The 21,049-nt window shown below is 61.3% G+C and carries 20 protein-coding genes and 2 pseudogenes; 12 read left to right on the plus strand and 10 right to left on the minus strand.

Annotated elements, in window-relative coordinates; translation table 11 throughout:
- The first annotated feature begins 145 nt into the window (after positions 1–145).
- On the plus strand, positions 146–403 hold the full coding sequence (locus KUL93_RS01915) for a hypothetical protein (protein WP_217125445.1): 258 nt from the start codon (positions 146–148) through the stop codon (positions 401–403).
- Between the two features lie 85 nt (positions 404–488).
- Here the strand turns inward: KUL93_RS01915 and KUL93_RS11780 are convergent.
- Together KUL93_RS11780 and KUL93_RS11785 are read right to left on the minus strand one after the other, a co-directional pair.
- Positions 489–674, minus strand: a pseudogene (locus KUL93_RS11780) (ISAs1 family transposase); the annotation flags it as partial.
- Positions 667–987, minus strand: a complete 321-nt coding sequence (locus KUL93_RS11785) for a transposase family protein (protein ID WP_217125446.1) — start codon at positions 985–987, stop codon at positions 667–669. The pseudogene KUL93_RS11780 and the gene KUL93_RS11785, both read right to left, overlap by 8 nt.
- A gap of 76 nt (positions 988–1,063) precedes the next feature.
- On the opposite strand from KUL93_RS11785, the gene KUL93_RS01930 reads away from it, so the two are divergent.
- Entirely contained in the window at positions 1,064–1,600 is a 537-nt protein-coding gene (locus KUL93_RS01930; RefSeq protein WP_217125447.1) for a hypothetical protein, read from the plus strand.
- Positions 1,601–1,665: 65 nt separating this feature from the next.
- Positions 1,666–2,436: pseudogene (locus KUL93_RS01935) on the plus strand (integrase core domain-containing protein).
- Here the strand turns inward: KUL93_RS01935 and KUL93_RS01940 are convergent.
- A complete protein-coding gene (locus KUL93_RS01940; RefSeq protein WP_217125448.1) occupies positions 2,401–2,604 on the minus strand; it encodes a hypothetical protein in 204 nt (67 codons plus the stop codon). The pseudogene KUL93_RS01935 and the gene KUL93_RS01940 sit on opposite strands and share 36 nt — an antisense overlap.
- Before the next feature lie 91 nt (positions 2,605–2,695).
- On the opposite strand from KUL93_RS01940, the gene KUL93_RS01945 reads away from it, so the two are divergent.
- Positions 2,696–3,997, plus strand: coding sequence for an MFS transporter (locus tag KUL93_RS01945; protein ID WP_217125449.1), 1,302 nt, complete (start codon positions 2,696–2,698; stop codon positions 3,995–3,997).
- Here KUL93_RS01945 and KUL93_RS01950 read toward each other — a convergent pair.
- On the minus strand, positions 3,966–4,763 hold the full coding sequence (locus KUL93_RS01950) for an alpha/beta fold hydrolase (RefSeq protein WP_217125450.1): 798 nt from the start codon (positions 4,761–4,763) through the stop codon (positions 3,966–3,968). The genes KUL93_RS01945 and KUL93_RS01950 overlap by 32 nt on opposite strands.
- Positions 4,764–4,860: 97 nt before the next feature.
- On the opposite strand from KUL93_RS01950, the gene KUL93_RS01955 reads away from it, so the two are divergent.
- From KUL93_RS01955 to xth, 3 genes are read left to right on the plus strand one after another with little or no spacing between them, the layout of a single operon-like run.
- Positions 4,861–6,999, plus strand: coding sequence for a M3 family metallopeptidase (locus tag KUL93_RS01955; protein ID WP_217125451.1), 2,139 nt, complete (start codon positions 4,861–4,863; stop codon positions 6,997–6,999).
- A gap of 3 nt (positions 7,000–7,002) precedes the next feature.
- Positions 7,003–7,614, plus strand: a complete 612-nt coding sequence (locus KUL93_RS01960; protein ID WP_217125452.1) for a YqiA/YcfP family alpha/beta fold hydrolase — start codon at positions 7,003–7,005, stop codon at positions 7,612–7,614.
- Positions 7,611–8,450 (plus strand): exodeoxyribonuclease III, encoded by an 840-nt coding sequence (gene xth / locus KUL93_RS01965; RefSeq protein WP_119335240.1) that lies wholly within the window; start codon positions 7,611–7,613, stop codon positions 8,448–8,450. Before KUL93_RS01960 ends, xth begins: the two co-directional genes overlap by 4 nt.
- Here the strand turns inward: xth and KUL93_RS01970 are convergent.
- Positions 8,429–9,499: an alkene reductase gene (locus KUL93_RS01970; RefSeq protein ID WP_217125453.1), complete on the minus strand. Its 1,071-nt coding sequence runs from the start codon at positions 9,497–9,499 to the stop codon at positions 8,429–8,431. The two genes, xth and KUL93_RS01970, sit on opposite strands and share 22 nt — an antisense overlap.
- Before the next feature lie 85 nt (positions 9,500–9,584).
- Between KUL93_RS01970 and KUL93_RS01975 the strand changes: the two genes are divergently transcribed.
- Positions 9,585–10,847 carry an Eco57I restriction-modification methylase domain-containing protein gene (locus tag KUL93_RS01975; protein ID WP_217125454.1) on the plus strand — a complete coding sequence of 421 codons (1,263 nt, stop codon included), beginning with the start codon at positions 9,585–9,587 and terminating at the stop codon, positions 10,845–10,847.
- Here KUL93_RS01975 and KUL93_RS01980 read toward each other — a convergent pair.
- Positions 10,819–12,306 (minus strand): DNA recombination protein RmuC, encoded by a 1,488-nt coding sequence (locus KUL93_RS01980; protein WP_217125455.1) that lies wholly within the window; start codon positions 12,304–12,306, stop codon positions 10,819–10,821. The two genes, KUL93_RS01975 and KUL93_RS01980, sit on opposite strands and share 29 nt — an antisense overlap.
- Positions 12,307–12,373: 67 nt before the next feature.
- Between KUL93_RS01980 and KUL93_RS01985 the strand changes: the two genes are divergently transcribed.
- On the plus strand, positions 12,374–12,592 hold the full coding sequence (locus KUL93_RS01985) for a YgaP family membrane protein (protein WP_119335244.1): 219 nt from the start codon (positions 12,374–12,376) through the stop codon (positions 12,590–12,592).
- Positions 12,593–12,600: 8 nt separating this feature from the next.
- Here the strand turns inward: KUL93_RS01985 and rsmA are convergent, their stop codons facing one another.
- From rsmA to lptD, 4 genes are read right to left on the minus strand one after another with little or no spacing between them, the layout of a single operon-like run.
- Positions 12,601–13,413 (minus strand): 16S rRNA (adenine(1518)-N(6)/adenine(1519)-N(6))-dimethyltransferase RsmA, encoded by an 813-nt coding sequence (gene rsmA / locus KUL93_RS01990; protein WP_217125456.1) that lies wholly within the window; start codon positions 13,411–13,413, stop codon positions 12,601–12,603.
- Complete coding sequence (gene pdxA / locus KUL93_RS01995) at positions 13,410–14,360, minus strand: 4-hydroxythreonine-4-phosphate dehydrogenase PdxA (RefSeq protein ID WP_346731614.1); 951 nt, start codon at positions 14,358–14,360, stop codon at positions 13,410–13,412. Before pdxA ends, rsmA begins: the two co-directional genes overlap by 4 nt.
- A complete protein-coding gene (locus tag KUL93_RS02000) occupies positions 14,357–15,349 on the minus strand; it encodes a peptidylprolyl isomerase (protein ID WP_217125457.1) in 993 nt (330 codons plus the stop codon). The genes pdxA and KUL93_RS02000 overlap by 4 nt, the downstream gene beginning before the upstream one ends.
- Before the next feature lie 9 nt (positions 15,350–15,358).
- A complete protein-coding gene (gene lptD, locus KUL93_RS02005) occupies positions 15,359–17,767 on the minus strand; it encodes an LPS assembly protein LptD (RefSeq protein WP_217125458.1) in 2,409 nt (802 codons plus the stop codon).
- A 117-nt stretch (positions 17,768–17,884) separates the two neighbouring features.
- Here lptD and KUL93_RS02010 point away from each other — a divergent pair, with 117 nt between their 5' ends.
- From KUL93_RS02010 to KUL93_RS02020, 3 genes are read left to right on the plus strand one after another with little or no spacing between them, the layout of a single operon-like run.
- Complete coding sequence (locus KUL93_RS02010) at positions 17,885–18,910, plus strand: aminoglycoside phosphotransferase family protein (RefSeq protein WP_217125459.1); 1,026 nt, start codon at positions 17,885–17,887, stop codon at positions 18,908–18,910.
- 9 nt (positions 18,911–18,919) lie between these two features.
- The gene (locus KUL93_RS02015) at positions 18,920–19,663 is read left to right on the plus strand and encodes a nucleotidyltransferase family protein (protein WP_217125460.1); all 744 of its coding nucleotides are present in this window, start codon (positions 18,920–18,922) and stop codon (positions 19,661–19,663) included.
- Complete coding sequence (locus KUL93_RS02020) at positions 19,660–21,033, plus strand: aminopeptidase P N-terminal domain-containing protein (RefSeq protein ID WP_217125461.1); 1,374 nt, start codon at positions 19,660–19,662, stop codon at positions 21,031–21,033. Before KUL93_RS02015 ends, KUL93_RS02020 begins: the two co-directional genes overlap by 4 nt.
- Positions 21,034–21,049 lie beyond the last annotated feature (16 nt).

Raw genomic sequence — 21,049 nt, forward strand, 5'->3', positions numbered from 1 at the left:
AGAAACGGGGCGAAAGCCAGCCGAAAATGGCGGCAAAAAAGACATTTCTTGCCCACCGAGGTGTGAATGTCGAAGGGATACGGTCACTCTCGCTCATTTCCAGTAAAATGCTTATTTGTTCAGCGTGTCCTTAGTACATTCGCCTATGAATGCCGTCATCGCCATTGTCGCCTTCCTGCTAGCCTTTGCCGCCAGCTTGGCGTTGCCCGTTTGGGCTGCGCTGCTCTTGGGTGCTGCCGTTCCGCTGCTCATTGCCCCGGCGCTGGCAGTGCTCGTGGACACCCCTTGCCACGACTCGTCATCCAGGGTACGAACGATGCGCGGTGGGACTCGAACCGACACAAGCCCCACTGGCGCGGCCTCACTTCCGGTCCGGGCACATCGCATCACCACCGCGAAGTAGTTAACCACAGCCGTGTGTCAAAGCAGGTGATCGCAAGGCAATCGCATGAACGGCTTACTGCAGGCCGAGTAGCTGAGCGCGGTGGAATGTGTTTCAAGACGGTGAGATTGTGAGCAGCATGGCCGGTAGGAGCGCGCATTTGATCATCGGCGAAGGCGACATCCAGACACCAATGCAGGCGGTTCTCCACGGCCCAATGTGCGCGTACTGCCCGGACCAGGCGGTGGGCATCGGCAGGCAGGCTGGAGAGGTAGAAGCGGCGTTCAAGGCTCGGGCTTGTGTAAGCAGTCTCGTTCGATTTCGCCGCCGTCGACCGCCACTACCGTGTCTGCACCCAGGGCCGGCAGGATCGCACCAACCCAGCGCCGGAACGCCGCTTCGAATCCCGTCGGATCGATCAGACCAAACAGCCGTCCGTAGGTGTCGGCGCCAACCAGCACCGCATTGACCGCCACTACCAACAGTTCGACCAGGTCGTGTTTGACCTTGCCTGCTTGCCTCGGATCATTGATCGATACGAATACGTCCGCCAACCGCAGCTTGTTCCCCGTCTCCATGGGCCACCCCAAGACAGCGTCATTCATGCGATTGCCCTGCACAGGAGACCCCGGCCCCCTATCTTCGCGCTACAATTGGCTAACGTGCGAAACGGAGCGAGCGATGACACAAACCCGCGTCGATGACATGCTCATCGAAATGATCACCCCGAAAGTGCGAGAGATCGAAGAGAAGTTCTCCCGCGGGGAGGGCTTGACCCAGGAGGACATCAATACGCTGCTTCTCAAAAGCCAGTACAACCACATCAACCACCTCGATCAAAAACTCGATGAGGTAACCGCAAGCGTCGTCGCGCTCGAGGGGAAGTTTCAGGCGCTGGAAGGGAAGTTTCAGGCGCTGGAAGGGAAGTTCCAGACCTTCAAGGCCGAGATGATCGCTGAGTTTGAAAGACGCATGGGGGCGTTAGAGTCCAAAATGGAAGCCCGTATGGGTGCGTTAGAATCCAAAATGGAAGCCCGTATGGGTGCGTTAGAGTCCAAAATGGAAGCCCGTATGGGTAGCCTCGAGACCAAATTCGAGCAGGCGCAAGTCAAGATGCAAGAAACCATCATCACCACCATGAAGTGGTACATCGGTGGCGCAGGGGTTATCCTCGTGGTGCTCAAGGCGCTCGATATTTTCGTCTCCAGCTCTCAATAGCCATTGACCGCATCGTTAGCGGCAATGGCCTCTTTTCTGGCGCTGCGCCCAACCCCCAAGGTCCCATATCATTGCCGCGTATTCATGCCAACCCCCGAACGACACCCCGGATTCGCCTCAAAAATCCAACAAGCACCGGTTTGGGTCAGTCACCGCGAGCTTGCCCGGACGTTCCTCAACCCCAATCTGAGCCGCTCGCGACGCTACCTGCGTCGCCACGGGGTCTCGAACCTCAGGGCACTGCAGAAGGAACGTGAAAGCATCGAAGGTAGTCCCGAAAGCACCACGCGGCAGTTCAAAGCGTACGAACCCGGATTTCTCCACATCGACGTCAAATACCTGCCGCAGATGCCCGATGAGGAGAAACGGCGCTACCTCTTTGTCGCGATCGATCGGGCAACGCGCTTTCTTGCAAACGTCCTTGCCAACGCTCCTTTCGTGGTGCGTACGGTGCTGACCGATGACGGCAAGGAGTTCTCCGACCGCTTCTCCTCCGCAGGCGAACGCCAAATCACGGGGCGCCATCCGTTCGATCGGCTCCGTGGTGAAAAGCGCATCGCGCATCGGCTCATCCAACCCCGCCATCCGCAAACCAACGGGATGGTGGAACGCTTCAACGGTCGCATTGCCGAGATTCTGCGCGCTTGAAGCGCTTTGTTTTTCCGCAGCCGACCTGCAAGAGACGCGCTCGCGATACCTTTCGCGCGTACCATCACCCCATTCCTCAACGCGCTTTGGGTCACATGACTCCCATTGAGAACCTCAGATGGTGGCAAACCGAGCGACCAGACCGCTTTGTTTCAAGGGTAGATGATGTCAAGAGTCTTGACAATTAGCCCCAGGATGAACAGGAATGCAAACCAGCTGACGACGGTATCAAGCGATTCCAAGCCCTTCTCACCGCGAAGGTACGCAATCAAAAGCGGCGGAACAAACAGAAAGGACGCGAAGGCCCATTGCATCCAGGTATGTTCGTTGATCGAAGCGAGGATCGATTTCAGCATCTCAGCACTCACTAACCGCTCGTGAAGGCTCCACTTGCTCGACGATTCCATCATACAATGCCAATCATCTACTTGCCAACCGGATGACCTGATGGCCTCAACCAATCTCACACACACTACATCATCTCAACCCTCCGCCGCAGCGCGGCGCTTGGCGCTGGTTGCCGTTGTGGCCGCTTACGTCCTCTCGTTCTTTCACCGTTTTGCGCCGGCTGGAATTGCCCAAGAGCTTGCCGCAGCGTTTCAGACCTCTGCGGCGTCGCTAGGCGTGCTTGCTGCAACCTATTTTTATGTGTACACCCTGATGCAGCTTCCCACGGGGATTTTGGCCGATACCCTTGGGCCGAAACGGGTGATCGTTGCGGGCGGGTTCGTCGCAGCGGCGGGAAGCCTGCTCTTTGCGTTGGCACCAACGCTCTCCTGGGCGATTGCCGGTCGAACCCTCACCGGTTTGGGGGTTTCGGTCACCTTCATCGCAATGCTCAAACTCTTTGCGCTCTGGTGCGACGAACGGCGATTCGCGTCGCTCGTCGGTCTTGCGCTCTTTTTGGGCAACCTGGGTTCGATGCTCGCGGGCACGCCCCTCACCGCAGTGGCGCAGCTCACCGGGTGGCGCGGCGTCTTTCTCTTTACCGCGCTACTTTCCTTCGTGGTGGCGCTGCTTTGTTGGCGGCTCATCGAAAACGAACCCAGCGAACACCGCCGCCCGATCGAACGCAGCACCGTGATGAACGGTTTGATGGCCATCGTGCGCAACCGGCGCACTTGGCCTGCCGTGGTTGCCAATTTCGGCATCGCGGGCAGCTTTTTTGCGTTCGCTGGCCTTTGGGCAACGCCCTACCTGATGAGCGTTCATGGCGCCGACAAAATTCTGGCGTCACACCACCTTTCTGCCTATTTCCTGGCGTTTGCCATCGGATGCCTGGCGTTGGGTGCGCTTTCGGATCGCCTGGCGCGCCGCAAAACCGTTTTGGTAGCCGCCAGCACCGTCTATGTGGCCTGTTGGGGAGCGTTCCTCACCCTTTCCGCACAACCCGTAATCGTTACCTTCCCGCTCTTCTTGGTGATGGGTTTTGCCAATGCGGCGTTCGTCCTCACTTGGGCGTGCGCAAAAGAGGTCAACCCGCCGCACCTTTCCGGGATGAGCACCGCGCTCACCAATATGGGCGGCTTTTTGAGCGGCGCTTTACTGCAGCCGATTGTTGGGGCGATCTTGGACGCGCTGGGGGGCGCGACGGTGGTCGATGGGGTCCGCCTCTACCCGCCCGACGCGATGACGGCCGCGATCAGTGTCTTGGCTGGGGCCGCGGTGATCGGGTGGCTGGCGGGTTTCATGGTCACGGAAACGCGCGCGCGCAACGTCACGCTAAACGGCGCCGAAACCAAGCGGTAATCGCGGTCATCACCTCGTCGGGCCGTTCGCGATGCGGAAGATGGCCGCAGTCGCGTAGGATCACTTGTTCTGCCGGCCCTACGACGCCTGCGGCAATCGCGTTGGGAAACGCTTCAGAGCCGTATTCGTCGCGATCCCCGTGAATCGCCAATACCGGTGCGGTGACTTTGGGCAGCACCGAAACAAGCGACCAATCCCGGAAAGCCGAATCGAGCCACGTTTCGGTCCACGCATCGAGTACCCATTGCGCTTTTGCTCCGTGCCAGCGGGTAAGCCGCGCACGTTGTTCGGGGTGCGCAAACAGCGCTTTCGCGGCACGAATGCCCTCGAGCGTGCGCTGCTCGACGAACGCCTGCGCCGCGATCGTCACCACGCCCGCGACGCGCTCTGGGTGGATTGCCGCGGCAGTGAGCGCCATCGCGCCCCCGACGCTGTGACCGAGCAACACACAACGGTCGATTTCGAGCGCGTCCAGTATCGGGACGATGCCCTCATCTGCTTCGTCGGCAATGAACGACAGCGTCTGCGGACCAGTTTTCGCGCTGGAGCGTCCGTAACCAAGGCGATCATAGGCATGGACCGGCACCCCAAGGGTTTGCGACAGGCGCACGGGAAAATCGCGCCACAGCCCTACACACCCCAACGAATCGTGGAGCAGCAAAAAAGGGACGTTCGCGCTACCAGAAGGCGCAACCGGATCCGGCTGCCAACTGGCTACGAAAAGCTTCCCCTTGGGGTGTTCGACAAAGCGTTCAAACTGGTTCATCTTGCGTCCTACACGCACGTGTGCACCGGGCACGGCGAATCGCGGTTGCCGCCGGTACAATTGCGGCTATCGATTCCACTCGGTACGCGATTTTCCCATGACAACGATGACAGAGAAAACCCCAACTTCCGACGACCTCACCCCTTTGCTGACCCATTGGCAATTCCCTCCGTTCGATGCGCTGACACCGGAGCGGGCAACTGCGGCGATCCGTTCTGCGCTGGCTACGGCGCAAGCCGCGGTCACTCAGGCGAAACGGGCGGTGCAGACCACAAACGCCGCGTTGACGTGGGCCGAATGGTACGCCCCTCTCGACGAAGCGCTGGAACGCTTAGGCGCGCTTTGGGGCGTGGTCGCGCATTTGCATAGTGTGCTGGACACTCCCGAGTGGCGTGCCGTCTATAACGAATTGCTGCCGGAGATGACCCGCTTTTGGAGCGAATTGGGGCAAGACCCCGATCTCTACGGGGGCATGAAGCGCTTGCTCGCGCAGGCACCGGACCTCAACGCATGGCGGCGCCGCGCTCTGGAATTGGAAGTGCGCGACCGGCTGCTTTCGGGCGCCGAACTTCCCGAGACGGCCCGTCCGCGCTTCCTTGCCATCCAGGAGCGGCTCTCTGCACTGGCAGCGAAATTTTCCGAAAACCTTCTCGATGCGACGAACGCTTATAGCGAACTCGTCACCGACGAAGCGCAATTGGCCGGGCTACCGGAAACGGTCCGTGCGATGGCGCGTGCCGCAGCAGAACGCGACGGCGCTTCGGGGTGGAAGTTCACGCTGCAGATGCCTTTTTATCTGCCGGTGATGCAGTATGCCGAAGATCGCGCCTGGCGCGCTCGCTTTTACCGAGCCTACGCGACCCGCGCCTCCGAATTCGGTCCGCCCGAACAGGACAACGGCCCGATTCTCACGGAAATCTTGGCACTGCGGCAGGAAGAGGCGCAGCTTTTGGGCTTTCCCCACTACGCCGCCTATTCGCTTGCGCCGAAAATGGCACCGTCACCGGAGGCGGTGCGCGACTTCCTGGCCGATCTAGCCCGCGCGGCGCGTCCCTACGCGGAACGGGACAAAGCGGAGTTGGAGCGCTTTGCGCGCGACACCCTGGGGGTGAGCCCACTGGAAGCATGGGACATCGCGTTCGCCAGCGAAAAGCTGCGCCAAGCGAAATACGCCTTTTCCGACGACGAACTGCGGCAATACTTTCCGCTTCCCAAAGTGCTCGACGGGCTCTTCGCGCTCATCACGCGCCTCTACGGCGTCACGTTCGAAGAGGTGGTGCTGCCCACGTGGCACGCTGACGTACGCACCTACCGGCTCGACAAAGCGGGAGAAACGGTCGGTTACCTCTACCTCGACCTCTTCGCGCGGGAGACGAAAAAAGGCGGCGCATGGATGAACGACGCGAAAAGCCGCCATCGTCACCTCGATGGTCGCGTGGATCATCCGGTGGTCTATTTGGTGTGCAATTTCGCGCCACCTGTGGGCGACAAGCCCACTACCCTCACCCACGACGAAGTCCTCACCCTCTTTCATGAGATGGGGCACGGGCTGCACCACCTACTTACCCAAGTGGAAGAGCGCGAGATCGCCGGGCTCAACCACGTGGAATGGGACGCAGTGGAACTACCCAGTCAGTTTTTCGAATTTTTCGCGTGGGAGTGGGAAGTACTGCAGACCCTCACCGCGCATGTCGAAACGGGCGAGACACTGCCGCGCGCGCTCTTCGACAAGATGACCGCCGCGCGCTTCTTCCAGGCGGGAATGCAAACGGTCCGCCAGATCGAATTCGCGCTCTTCGACTTTCGCATCCACAGCGAATTGGGCGTTGCGGCAACCCCAGAAGGACGGCATGACGTCGCGCTAGACGACGTGATGCGGATCCTCGACGAAGTCCGCGCCGAAGTGGCGGTGTTTACTCCGCCCCAATGGCACCGCTTTCCCCACAGCTTCAGCCACATCTTCGCCGGTGGTTACGCGGCAGGGTACTACTCGTACAAATGGGCCGAAGTGCTCGCCGCCGATGCGTATCAGGCGTTTCTGGAAGCGGGGAAACAGCACGGAAGCGTCGTCGATCCCACGGTGGGCGAACGATTCTGGCGAGAGATCCTTGCGGTGGGGGCAAGCCGACCCGCGCTCGAATCGTTCGTTGCATTCCGCGGGCGTGAACCGAAGATCGATGCGCTGTTGGCGCTTACACTCGGCTCCCAACCAGACACCGAACCGACGGGAGCCTGAGGGATGGCGCTGACGCACCTGCTCTATCTCCACGGTTTTCGCTCGTCGCCGCAATCGTTCAAAGCCCAGCTGCTCAAGGCCTATTTGGCGGAGCACCATCCCGAGATCGTTTGGCACTGCCCAGCGCTGCCACCGGCCCCTTTTGCCGCCGCAGCGCTGATCGACCGCTGGTACGCCGCGCTTCCTGCGGACGCGCGACTCGGGATCGTCGGTTCGTCCCTGGGCGGTTTTTACGCCACTTGGCTCGCTGCCAAAGCCGTGACTGCGCGGGTGGTTTTGCTGAACCCTGCCATCTACCCCGCACGCGATCTACGGGCGCAGATCGGTGAGCAGACCTGCTGGCATGATCCCACGCAGCGTTTCACCTTCACCGCGGCACACGTCGCACAACTGGAAGCGCTCGCCGTGGGGCTACTTCCCAATCCCGAGCGCGTTTTGCTCGTCGCCGCAAAAGGTGATGAGCTTCTCGACTGGCGTGAGATGGTTGCCCGCTACCCAGGGGCGCACCACTGGATGCTGGAAGGGGGTGACCATGCGCTTTCGAATTTTTCTGAGCTACTTCCGCAGGTAGTCGCCTTTCTGGTTGCCCACGCAGTGCCAGGAGCCGCACTATGAGCTGTGATGCGAATCGGTTCGTGACCTGGAACGTCAATTCGCTCAAGGTGCGCTTGCCCCACGTGCTGCGCTATCTGGACGAAAAGCGCCCAACGCTCGTCGCGTTGCAGGAGCTGAAATGCGTCACCGAACAGGTGCCCACGGAACCGTTCGCGGAACGGGGATACCAAATTCTGGCATTTGGACAACCCACCTACAACGGCGTCGCCCTCATCGCACCCAACGAATGGCAGGCGCAGGAAGTCCATCGCGGCATCCCTGGCTTTGCCGACGACGCCGCGCGACTCTTAGCGGTTGAGTGGCGCATTCCCGCTCAAACGCGCCCCCTCTGGACCGTTTCCGCCTATTTCCCGAACGGTCAAGCAGTGGGCAGCGAAAAATTCGCGTACAAACTCCGATGGATCGAAGCGCTCACTGCGTGGCTCGCCGCGCTCGACCCCCAGCGTCAAGCGATCTTTGTGATGGGAGACGCCAATATCGCACCCGAAGCGCGCGACGCCCACCCGAGCTGGCCCGAAGAGTCGATCCACGTCTCCAGTGCCGAACGTGCCGCGTGGGCAGAACTCGTCGCGCAGGGTTTCACCGACGCCGTACGCATCTGCCACCCAGAGGAGGTCCTCTACTCGTGGTGGGATTATCGCCAAGGGGCGTTTCGGCGCAACATCGGGTTGCGGATCGATCACATCTTGGTGAGCGCGCCGCTTGCCCGATGCGTGATCGCCGCAGGCGTCGACCGGGAACCGCGGACGTGGCAGCGCCCCTCGGACCATGCACCGGTGTGGGTGGAATGGCTTCCCCCCACAAATATGGCAACTCAATCGTCGAACTCGGTGTAACCCTTCGCCCCGCCCTGATAGAACGTTTTCGGGTCGGGGGCGCGCAGCGCTCTACCGGTACGGAACTTCTCGACCAAATCGGGGTTGCTCAGGTAGAGCGCCCCATACGCGACCGCATCGGCCAGGCCATCGTGAATCCATTGGTTACCGGTATCGCGATCCGCACCGTGGTTCGCGACGAACACGCCCGGCCACCGCTTCTTGAGCGTAAGCGGCTCGAAAAATGGCCCTGCTTTCCCCGGTTGGTCGATTCCCATGCGTGTCACATGCAGGTAAGCAAGTGGCCACGCTTGCACCATTTCGACCACCCGGGTAAACGTCGCTTCGGGGTTGGAGTCGGACATCGAATTGAACGGCTGAACGGGGGAGAGCCGCAAACCGACACGATCTGCTCCAACCGCCTGCACGACGGCGTCGAGCACTTCCATCAGGAAACGGGCGCGGTTTTCGATCGACCCCCCGTACCGATCGGTGCGGTGGTTGCTGCCGTCCCGCAAGAACTGGTCGATGAGGTAGCCATTCGCGCCATGGACCTCGACACCGTCGAAACCCACCGCGATCGCGCGCCGCGCTGCGTCGGCAAACTGCTGAACGATTCCGGGGATTTCGTCCGTTTCGAGCGCGCGCGGTGTGACGAACGGTTTAGGCCCTTCGTAGGTGTAGACCGTCCCTTCAGGCGCAATCGCTGACGGGGCAATCGGCAACGCCCCGTTGGGTTGCAAATCGGGATGGGAGACCCGGCCCACGTGCCAAATTTGACAATAGATTCGGCCGCCGGCGCGATGGACCGCTTCGGTTACGTGCTGCCACGCCGCTTGCTGGCGGTCGTTCCAAATCCCCGGGGTATAGATGTAGCCAATCCCTTCGGGCGCGACCGCGGTCGCTTCGGTGATGATCAACCCGCTTGATGCGCGCTGCGCATAGTATTCCGCCATGATCGGAGTCGGCGTACCATCACGTTCCGCACGACACCGCGTCATCGGTGCCATCAGAATCCGATTGGGCAGGGTCAAACGCCCCATCTGGAGCGGGGTAAAGAGATCGGCCATCGTCTGCTCCTTTCTTTTAGTGACTTGTTGGTTATTAACAATGGATCATCTTAAACCAGAACCTCCAAACAGTCAATCCGCCGCTGTGTCCAAACAAGCGCTTTTGGGGCAATTTTTCACGCCGCCCAATGTGGCGCGATTGATCGCGTCCTTGGTCACTCCACGTGGTCCGGTTCTTGAACCGGCGGCTGGTGATGGCGCGATTCTGCGTGCGCTCAGAGAACGCTTTGGCGCCACGCCCTTGGCGATCGTCGCGGTGGAAAGAGACCCCGCCGTTGCGCTACCGGGCACGCACCTTGCCAATTTTTTCGCTTGGGAACCCGAAGCGACGTTTGCGACCATCGTCGGTAATCCCCCGTACGTTCGTGGACAATGGATCGATAAGACCACACGCAAATTGTGGCGATCCCTGAGCGACCAGTTCGCGTTGCCCAAACTCGACGCCCGCGCCAACCTTTACCTCTATTTCATTGCCGAGGGAGTCCGCCGGCTACGCCCGGGGGGCGAACTGATTTTCATCACCCCACGCGATTGGCTCAAAGCCACCGCGGCAGTGCCGCTCAACCGCTGGCTCTTTGCGCAAGGAACGATCACCCACCTCATCGGGCTGGGTGACGCGCGGATCTTTGCCGACGCCCTCCCGAACTGTCAGATTTTTCGTTATGTAAAAAACGACTTTTCCCGCCGCACTCTGGTCGCTACCGTCAAAGGCGGTGATCCCATACCCGACGACGCGGCACGACTCACCTGGGAGCTGCGCCACTTCACCGAGTGCGCTGGCCACCTGTTGTTCCTTTCGGATCACCATCCGTTTCGCCTCAACCAGATCGCCTCGGTCAAAGTGGGGGCGGTTTCGGGTGCCGACGCGATTTTCGCGAATCCTCGCTATGCCAACCGCGAATTCGTCTATTCGGCTACGGTGCGCACCGGAAAGACGCGGCGCATGTTCTGGCCGGACCCGGCTGCCCCTGCACCGTGGTTACTCGAACACAAAACGCGGTTGATCAACCGCCGGGTACGCCGCTTCGACGAAAGCAATTGGTGGCATTGGGGGCGGAGCCACCCTCAGACCGACGCGCCACGCGTCTATGTCAATACCAAAACCCGTGCCCCAAAACCCTTTTTCCTCCACCCCTGCCGCGACTTCGAGGGTTCCGTGTTGGCGCTATTTCCCCATGACACCACCGTCGATCTGGAAGCGCTGTGCGCTGCGCTGAATCGTGTCGCTTGGGAAGCGCTCGGTTTCGTCTGCGACGGCCGTTATCTTTTCACGCAACGATCACTGGAAAATGCGCCACTTCCGGAGTGGTTCGCGCCTTTTATTCCGCAGGCAGCTCAGGATTCGTAACCGATAAGCGCTGTGTGAGATCGGCTTCTTCTTCGCACTCTGCCGCTTGCTCGGACCACGCCTCGGGAACCGTTTTCTTCGGTTTCACCCCCAGCGCTTTCAATTGCTCCGCTTGCCAGACAAGGCTACCACGGCCGCTCACCAGCCGTTTTTCGGCCGTTTCGAATGCCCGGTTCGCTTGCGCCAAGCGTTGCTTGACCTCGGTCATCGCGTCGAGAAAACCGACCAATTTGTCGTAGAGTTCCGCGCCGCGCTGCGCGATCTCCTGCGCGTTGCGGCTTTGCGCCTCTTGCCGCCACAAGTGTTCGACGGTGCGCAGCACGAAGAGCAGCGTCGAAGGGCTCGTGAGCAAGACGTTTTTGTCCCAGGCTTCGGCAAAGAGCGTTGGCGCCCGCTCCAACGCGGCGAGAAACGCCGGTTCGACCGCGACGAACAGGACGACGAAATCGAGCGTCTTACCAGGAAAGAGCGCAGGATAGTGGCGTTTCGCAAGGCCGTCGATGTGGCGCCGGATCGACGCGACGTGCGCGTTCAGTGCCCGTTCGCGCGCCGCATCTTCGGTTGCGGCGACGGCTTCGGTATAGGCAGTGAGCGACACTTTGGCGTCGATCACCAATACCCGATCGCCCGGCAGTTGCACCACCATGTCTGGCCGCAACCGTTCGCCGTCGACGGTGTGGCTCACCTGGGTGAAGTATTCGCGCCCTTCATGGAGTCCGGTCAATTCCAAAAGCCGTTCGAGCACGATCTCTCCCCATGCCCCTTGCGTCTGCTGCGTACCTTTCAACGCGTGGGTGAGTTGCCGCGCCTCTTCGGAAAGGGTCTGGTTGAGGCGCATCAGCTGCCGCACCTGCTCGGCGATTGCGGCGCGGTCCTTGCTTTCGGTGACGTAGATCTCTTCCACTTTTTGGCGAAATCCGTCCAACCGTTCGCGCAAGGGGTTCAAAAGCGCGCTCAACTGCTCTTGGTTGAGCGCCGTAAAACGCTGGCTCTTCTCTTCGAAGAGCTGGTGCGCGATCGTCTGGAACTCACGAGTAAGGGTTTCGCGTGCCGACTCCAAGAGCGCCAATTTTTCGCGCCATGCGGCGTCACGCTCGGCTTCGAGCGCGTCACGCGCCGCAAGCGCCTTTTGGTGCTGCTCTTCACGAGCGGCGAGCTCCATCCGATGGCGTTCGGTCAATGCCGCCAACATTTGCTGGTGTTGCTTTTCGAGCGCTTCGAGCGCTTCCCGGTGGCGCGCCCGCTCCGCTTCGAGCTTTTGCTGAAGCTCGCTGCGCGCCGCAGCCAATTCGGCCTCCAGGCGGGCCGCTTGCGCCAACAGGGTGGCGCGCGCGTCTGCCCAATTCTGCGCGTCATCGAAGTAGCGTTGACGCCAAATCATGCTTTGACGCCAACCCCAACCCGCCGCGACCAATGCTGCGACCCCAACAATCCACCCGATGATACTTTCACCCGCCATGCTTGTCTCTCGTCGATCAATACACTATGATATAGTGAGATTCCATAGAACCTGAAGGAGAACGACCATGAAAACCAACGTGGGTGGCATCGACAAAATCCTGCGCATTGCCGTAGGCGCAATTCTGCTCGTTCTGGCGATCATGGGAATCGGTACCCCGTGGACGTGGATTGGCGTTGTCCCGCTCGTCACCGGGCTGGTTGGATTCTGCCCCCTCTATACCATTCTGGGCATGAACACCTGTCCGGTCAAGCCGCAGCAAAACGAAGGCGGGAGCAACGGCTGACCCCGCCGTTACGGCTCTGTTTGGACGCTTGTGCGTAACGGCACACGAGTCAAACGCACGAACGCGTCCACGGGCAGCGTTTCAGCGCGCGCGTTGGGGTCGATACCCAGCGCGCGTATCGTTTCACTATCGATCTCCCCTTTGAGCGCGTTGGCCAAGGTTTTACGCCGCTGTCCAAACGCCGTGCGCACCACCGTTTCGAACCGCTTCTCGTCGAGTTGCGGATAGGGGTCTGGCCGTAACGGTTCGAGCTTCACCACGCTCGAGACCACTTTCGGTACCGGCCAGAAAGCGCCGGGCGGCACGTCGAAACATTTCGTGACGCGAAAACGGCGCTGCACCATCACGCTCAACCGCCCGTAGGTTTTACTGCCTGGCTGCGCCGCGATCCGCTCGACCACCTCTTTCTGCAGCATCAAAACGAGCCGAACGATCTGTTCGTGAAAGCGCGCGAAGTGAAAAAGCAGCGGCGATGAGACGTTGTACGGCAAATTGCCGACGATCACCAAAAGCGCACCGAACGCGGCAAAATCGACTTGCAGTGCGTCCGACGCGACCACGTTGATCGGTGCACCCTGCGCCGCGCGTTCTTGCCAGTAGGCGGCCAGGTCGCGGTCGAGCTCGACCACCGTCAATCGCCCCCCCTGCTCTGCCACGACACGGCTGAGCGGTTCGGTGAGCGCACCCCGCCCCGGGCCGATTTCGATGACCTTTTCGCCGGGTTGCGGCGCAATCGCAGCGACGATGCGCGCCACCACGTTGCGATCGCGCAGAAAGTTCTGGCCAAACCGCTTGCGAGGCGCGGGAAAAGATCGGTTCATTGCGCGAGTTCGGATGCCAGCGTTACGGCAGCAAACAAGCTACCGGGATCGGCAACCCCTTTTCCCGCAAGGTCGAGCGCAGTGCCGTGATCGACACTCGTGCGCACGAACGGCAACCCCAATGTGACATTGACCCCGGTGCCGAAGCTGGCGTATTTGAGCACCGCCAATCCTTGGTCGTGGTACATCGCCAATTGGGCGTCAGACCCTGTGAGCACCCGTGGGGTAAACAGCGTATCGGCAGGAAGCGGCCCAACGAGGTCGAGTCCTTCTTCCCGCAACCGCGCGAGCGTAGGCGCGATCACTTCGACCTCTTCGCGCCCCAGATGCCCCCCTTCACCCGCGTGGGGGTTGAGCCCAGCAACCAAGATGCGTGGCGCACCGATCCGGAAACGATGGACAAGATCGTGGTGCAGGACCCGGATCACCGCTTCGAGCCGTTCTGCGGTGATAGCCGCTGGCACTTCGGCAAGCGGCAAATGGGTGGTAGCCAACGCCACGCGAAGGCCGCCCCCCACCAACATCATCACCACTTGGGTGACCTGAGCTTTTTCCATCAAATATTCGGTGTGGCCGGTAAAGGGGATCCCCGCGTCGTTGATCACCCCTTTATGCACCGGCGCCGTGACGATGCCCGAGAATGCGCCCGCCAATGCGCCGTCGATCGCGCGATCCAGTGTGGCAAGGACATAGGCAGCATTCGCGGGATCGAGCAGACCCGGCGTGACGGGTGCCACAAGCGGAACTGGCAGGATCGATAAGGGCACCCGCTTGTTCGGTTCGTATTCCGGCAACGTCACACCATAGCGCGCAAGCAATGCGGGATCTCCGATCAGCACCAACGGGTGCGGCCAGCGCCGTTCGACCAGCCGGGCACAGAGTTCCGGGCCGATGCCAGCCGGCTCTCCCAGCGTGATTGCCAACGGAGCGCGTGCGTTTTCGTTCACCGCGGTAAACCCTCACCAGTCGGTCGCTCGATCACTGCTTCGGCTTCGAGCGATTGGACGAACGCCTCATACGCCTGCTGCCGTTTCCGCTCGCGAAGTTTGTTGCGCGCGTAATTGCGGAACGCGTCGGGATCGTCGGCAAGCGGCCGCCGCGCCACCACCTGGATCAAATGCCATCCGAACCGCGTTTTCACCGGATCGGAAACCGCGCCGACCGGCAAGCGGTTCATTACCGTTTCGAATTCCGGGACGAAATCGCCCGGCAACACCCAACCCAGGTCACCGCCATTGGCGGCCGAGCCGTCTTCGGAATGGAGGCGCGCGAGTTCCGCGAAATCTTCACCGCGGGCCAACCGCTCTTTGAGCGCGACGAGGCGCGCTTTTGCCTCCTCGTCCGTGAGGGTCGCCCCCGTTTTGTGCAGAATGTGGCGAACGTGGGTTTGCACGACGTTCGCCGCCTCTTCGGCAAAACGGCGTTTGAGGTCAGGAAACGCTGCGATGAAATGGTCGAGTTCAGCGTCACTGACGGTGTCGGACCCTTGCGTTACCCGCGCTTGCAACCGCTGCAACAGGATTTGCCGGCGGATCTCCTCTTGGAACGTGGCCCAAGAGATTCCGTCTTGCTGCAATGCGGCTTCCAGTTGCGTCCGGTCCATCCCATTGCGCGCCGCGATCGAAGCGATCGCGTCGTCCACTTCACGCGGTTCGACCTCGATCCCGAATCGCTTCGCCGCCTGCAATTGAATACGCTCGACGATGAGCGACCGCAATGCTTCGTCGGCGATCTGTTGCGCAGGTGCCGCACGCCCTTGCTGGGCCAATTGGCGTTCGATCTGGGCGCGACGCCGTTCCAGTTGCAACGAGGTAACGGGTTCCCCATTGACGACGGCAACCACACCGATGGTATCCGTAGCCCACGCAGGCGGAAGCGCGACCATGACGCTCGCCAAAACCCATCGGATCACCCAGATACCTACCCTTTTTTTCATTCGCTTCTCCTACCACCCCGACTCGAGCGACCGCTCCGGGCCGGTCGGCGCAATTCTGCCATAGCCCGGTACAGCTCGCCGCAGGAGCGTCCCCGGGTCGTTGCCCAAACTCCCTAACCCATTGAGTTCGAGTTGGAAAAAGATCGCTGTGTTGTTGCTGGAGCTCGAAAGCGCATAGCGATGCAGTACGACCCGGCCAACCCAGCAGCCGCCGTTGTATTCGAACCCAGCGAGCAGTTCCGTCCAGCGGTCTTCTTGCAGTGACCGGACGATGCGGCTCACCCCGTACCAGCGCGGCGCAAGTGGCCATTGCCCCGAAAGCGCCACTTCCTCCAGCTGATCGCGCGTGTACCGGTAGTCGAAGCCGGCTACCTTCGCTGGCCCTGCCTCATAACGCACCGCGGCGTTGAAACGGCGGTTCACTCCTTCGTCGGGATCGTATTGCCAAAAGCCTTTGGTCCGCCAGCGCGCGAAAGGCTGCCAGACCACTTCCGCGAGCAGGTCGGTCGGCCGGTTACTCCACGGCGCCTCTCCGGGGAGCAATACTTTGGGATCGTCACGGTAAAAACGCTGCGCAAGCGACGCACGGATCCGTTCTCTACCCGTTTCGGGCTCCAGCAACCGCGACGTGACCGCCACCGTGACACTGTGACCGTCCGCAACGCGATCATACCCCGTATAAGGGTTCATCATGAAGAGCTGGGCAAAGCCAAAACCGTACCGATCGGTATCAAAAAGGGGAAAATCGGACTGATCGCGATAGGGCGCGTAGCGGTAAAAGAGGCGAGGCTCCAGCGTTTGCAACCAGTTGCGGCCAAAAAGCGTCCAGTCGCGTTCGAACGCCATCTGCGCATCGAGCGCAACGATCGGCAACGCGCGCGAAAGGGTCGTTCGCCCGCCGACAACCGCAGGTTGATCGAGGGAATAGTGGCTAAGGTGCGCTTGCACGCGCGGTTCCACCGACCACCATTCGGTTGCGATGGGCAGACGCCACTCGGGGGTCGCCACCCAGCGCGTCCCTTCGGTCCAATAGAGTCCCGTAGAAGAGAGCGACCCCACATTCGGGTGGCGGAACTGCGTCACCTGCCCCGAAAAGGTCACGGTGCCAAAGCGCCCGGCATTGCCCAACGCGACGGGTGCCGACCAGAGCCGCCACTGTGGCAGCAACCGGTAGGGCGTTTCGATGGTGCGATCGAGCGTTTGATACTGCTGCACCAGCAGTTGCGAACCCCACCCCTCGCCGTGGTACCAGAGCGAACCTTGCCGCAGCAGATGAACCGTTGAAGAAAGGCTCAGGCTGTTGCTCAAATCTTTGAAGTAGTCCCGGTCGCCCACCGCGTTGTAGTCGACCGTACCGTAGAGCTGGTCAGTGAAACGCTGCTCATGCCGCCAGATTCCCAGCGCGCGCGTTCGCCCCGCTTCGCGGTCGCTCGGCAACACCTCCGCTTCGAGCGTTCCGCGCATCGATTCGGTCAGATAACGGAATTGACTGCCCAACTGCAGCCCGCGGCGGCTATAGATTCGTGGCGTCAGCGTCAGGTCGTAATTCGGTGCCAGGTTGAAATAGTAAGGCACCGCAACCTGTACCCCGGCCCGGCTCGACACCCCGAACGAGGGGACGAGCCAGCCCGATTTCCGCTCCTTCGAAAGCGGAAACTCCAACCACGGCAGCGCCACAAGCGTGGTATCGCCGAAACGCAACCGCGCATCCTGCGCATAGCCGACGTTGGTATTGCGATCCAGTGTGATGCGATCGGCTTGGAGATACCAGTCGGGGTCCGGCGCCGCACAGGTGGTCCAACTTCCCCTTTCGATTCGATATTGGTTTGCGCCTTCGAAATAGACCGCTTGCGCTGCGCCGTGGGCGTCGGTTGCGTGCGGGTTTTTTTCCGACGGGGTGAAAAAGTAGCGCGGCTGCTGGAAGACCCCCGTCTTGTTCGCCAAAGTGTAGTGCGCTTCGGGACCGGTCACCCGAACCCCCAGGGCGCGATCCTCCAGGGTTACTGCACCCGTTGCGGTCACAGTTTCCGAGGGTTCGTCGTAGGTGAGCCGTTCGGCACGCACGAACTGCCCATCCCGCGCAACGACGACATCCCCTTCTGCGACCAATGTTTTACCCCGTTCGCCGCGAATGCGATCGGCCTCGACCACCGTGCCAGCCGGCAAAAACGGCAGATCGCGCTCACTGACCCGCTGCGCAGACGTTGCCGACGTCAGTGGCACCGGGACTTCAGACTCGCGGTTCGGGTTCGCGGCATCCTTCGGCGCTGCGTCATGAGGCAGAACGGGCGCTTGCTGAGGCGGAACCGCCGAAGGAGAACCCAGCAGAGAAGGATCGACTTCGAACGGAGGCAGCCCTTCCCCCCAAGTCCATGAGGAAAACCCCATCACCGCCAACCACGCGACAATAGGACGCAACCGCAGTCGCGGTCGCCTGCCGCGACGTCCATTCGAATCAAGTACGAAAGTCACTGGGCAATCAGTTCGGTTACAATCGTCTAGCGCGATTGTACACGAAAGGGTTTGGGCTGATCGATGGACGAACGCCGTCTGGCACTGATTGCCTGGTTGCACGACTTGGGGATCGCAAGCGACAGCTTGACGCCTGCTTCGGAAGACGCCAGCTTCCGACGCTATTGGCGCGTACGGTTGAACGACGGCACGACGCGCATCGTGATGGACGCACCGCCGGAGAAAGAGGCGATCCAGCCGTGGCTACAGATTCGGGCCTGTCTTGCCGAGGCCAACGTACCCGTTCCCACGGTCGAGGCCGTGGCTGCGGAACTGGGTTTCGTGTTGCTGAGCGACTTCGGCAGCGAGACGCTGGCGACGCGGCTAAACAGCCAACCGGAAACCACCCACGAATGGTATGCCGAAGCGTTGGCCACGCTCTTGGTGCTTCAAAAGCAACCTCGTCCCGCAGCGCTTCCGGAGTACGACGCCGCCAAACTCAAAGCCGAGCTCCGTCTGTTCCCGGAATGGTACCTAGGCCGCCATCTGGGTGTCACGCTTACCGCTACTGAGCAACAGATGCTGGAGCAGAGCTTCACCGCGCTGATCGAACGCGCTCAGGCGCAGCCTCAGGTTTTCGTCCATCGCGACTACCACAGTCGCAACCTCATGGTGCTGCCGGACAACCATCCGCTGCGCCCCCTTGGGGCGTTGGGTGTGCTCGATTTCCAAGATGCCGTCTGGGGGCCGATTACGTACGACCCGGTTTCACTCTTGCGCGACGCTTACCTCGAGTGGCCGGAGGAATTCACGCTCGACCTCCTCGTCCGCTACTGGCAGCAGGCACGACGGCTCGGCGTTCCCATCCATGAGCGGTTCGACGACTTCTACGCCGATTACGAATGGATGGGCGTACAGCGCCACCTCAAAGTGCTTGGGATCTTCGCCCGGCTGGCTTACCGCGACGGCAAAACCGGCTATCTCGACGACCTGCCACGGGTTCGGCGCTACTTGTGGAAAGCCCTGATGCGCTATACCGCACTGAAACCACTACTGCGTCTTTTCGAGCGGCTCCACCCCGAAGAGGTTCAAGTCGCGCTCACCTTCTGAACGGTTGCCATGACCAGTGCCTTGATCTTGGTGGCGGGGCGCGGCGAACGGTTGCGTCCGCTCACCGACACCACCCCGAAACCGCTCGTTCCCGATGCCGGGGGAACGCCGCTTCTCGCCCATTGGCTCAGCCGGTTAGCCGACGCAGGTATCTCTTCGGTGGTCCTCAACCCCTGTTGGCTGGGGGAACAAATCGAACAGTATGTCGGTGACGGAAGCAGGTGGCGCATCACGGTCTATTACAGCAGAGAAACCCTGCCTGGACTGGAAACGGCAGGTGGCATTCGCACGGCCCTTCCCCTCATCGATAGCGACCCCTTTTTGGTGGTCAATGGCGACGTCGATCTCGCACCCGCTTGGTCACTTGCCATGTTCGTGCGCCGAGGTGAAGCACAACTGAACACCCACCCGGATCACCTTGGGTACCTGCTGCTTGCGCCCAATCCGCCGGACCATCGCGACGGCGATTTCACGGTCACCTCCAGCGGCGCGTTGCTGCCCCATGCCGATACAACCCGGGGCAATACCTATACGTTCGCTGGTGTTGCCTTGTACCGTTTTGCGTTGCTCACTTCGCTGACGCCACAGACCCGTGCCCCGCTCGGCCCCTTGCTGCGCCAAGCCATCACAGAGGGACGCATCGGTTACGAAATTACCGACGCACCGTGGTGGGACATCGGCACGCCGCAGCGGCTCGCCCGCTGGCGCCGCGAACGGCAGGCGCTCATCGATTCGACGAAAGGAGACCCATGAATCCCTCGCTTCCCTCCCCTACCCCTGAACCCCCGCAACCGCCCGTTGGTCGGCTCGACTCCGACCCCGCCCCTTTTGCTACGCGGCGAGCGCTCATCCTGGCGGCGATGGAAGCCGCTGGGGGCGGGGCGCTGTTACTGCCCACCGCACGCGAACAGCGACGCAACCGCGACACCCACTACCCGTTTCGTTTCGACAGCGACTTTTACTACCTCACGGGGTTTACCGAACCCGACGCATGGTTACTCTTGCGCACCTTTGCCGAACCGCGCGCGGTGCTCTTTTGTCGCGACCGCAACCCCGAACAAGAAAAGTGGGACGGGTTTCGGCTGGGTGTCGAACGGGCCGCCGCAGCGCTTGCGCTCGACGACGCCTTTTCCCTGGACGAGCTCGACACCAAAATGCCGGACCTCTTGGCCGGTGCTGCGAACGTCTGGGCGCCGATCCTGGAACATGAGGCTGTCGACGCCCGGCTGCGTCTGTGGAAAAGCGCGCTCGAACGCAAAACCCGGCAGGGGGTCACCCCCCCTCAGGCGTGGTACGACGTCCGGGCGTTGATAGCACGCTTTCGTCAAATCAAAGATCGATACGAAATTGCGTGCCTCAAGATGAGTGCAGCGATCGCCGCAACCGCGCACCGCGCCGCGATGCAGATCACCCGTCCCGGCGTCAGCGAAGCGGCGCTCGAAGGCAAAATCCTTGCCACGTTCCGTGAACTGGGCGCCGAAGGGCCTGCCTACCCGCCGATCGTCGCAAGCGGCGCCAACGCCTGCATTCTGCACTACGTCGAAAACCGCGCGACCATTCCCGACGGCGCGCTGGTATTGATCGACGCCGGTTGCGAATATCGCGGTTACGCGAGCGACATCACGCGAACGTTTCCCGCCAACGGCCGCTTCTCGGGCGCGCAGCGCGCACTCTACGAGATCGTCCTCGCTGCTCAGAACGCCGCGATTGCCGCAACCCGCCCCGGGGCGCCGTTTGCCGCAGCGCACGACGCCGCCACCCGCGTCTTGGTCGAAGGCCTGGTCGATCTGGGACTGCTCTCCGGCGAGGTCGACACCCTCATCGCCGAAAAGCGCCATCTGCGCTTCTATCCCCACCGCACCGGCCATTGGCTGGGGCTCGACGTTCATGACGTCGGCCCCTATCAAATCGATGGGCAATCGATCACGTTACAGCCAGGGATGGTCACGACGATCGAACCGGGGCTTTACATCGACCCTGCCGAGGATATCCCCCGCGACTTTTGGGGTATCGGCATTCGCATCGAAGACGACGCACTGGTCACTGAAACGGGATGCACCTTGCTCACCCGTGACGTCCCGGTTGCAATCGACGAGATCGAAGCGCTGATGCGCGGGGGATAGGGTATACTTTTCCCCC

It is taken from the genome of Hydrogenophilus thiooxidans (assembly GCF_019049855.1).
Taxonomy (GTDB): Bacteria; Pseudomonadota; Gammaproteobacteria; order Burkholderiales; family Rhodocyclaceae; genus Hydrogenophilus; species Hydrogenophilus thiooxidans.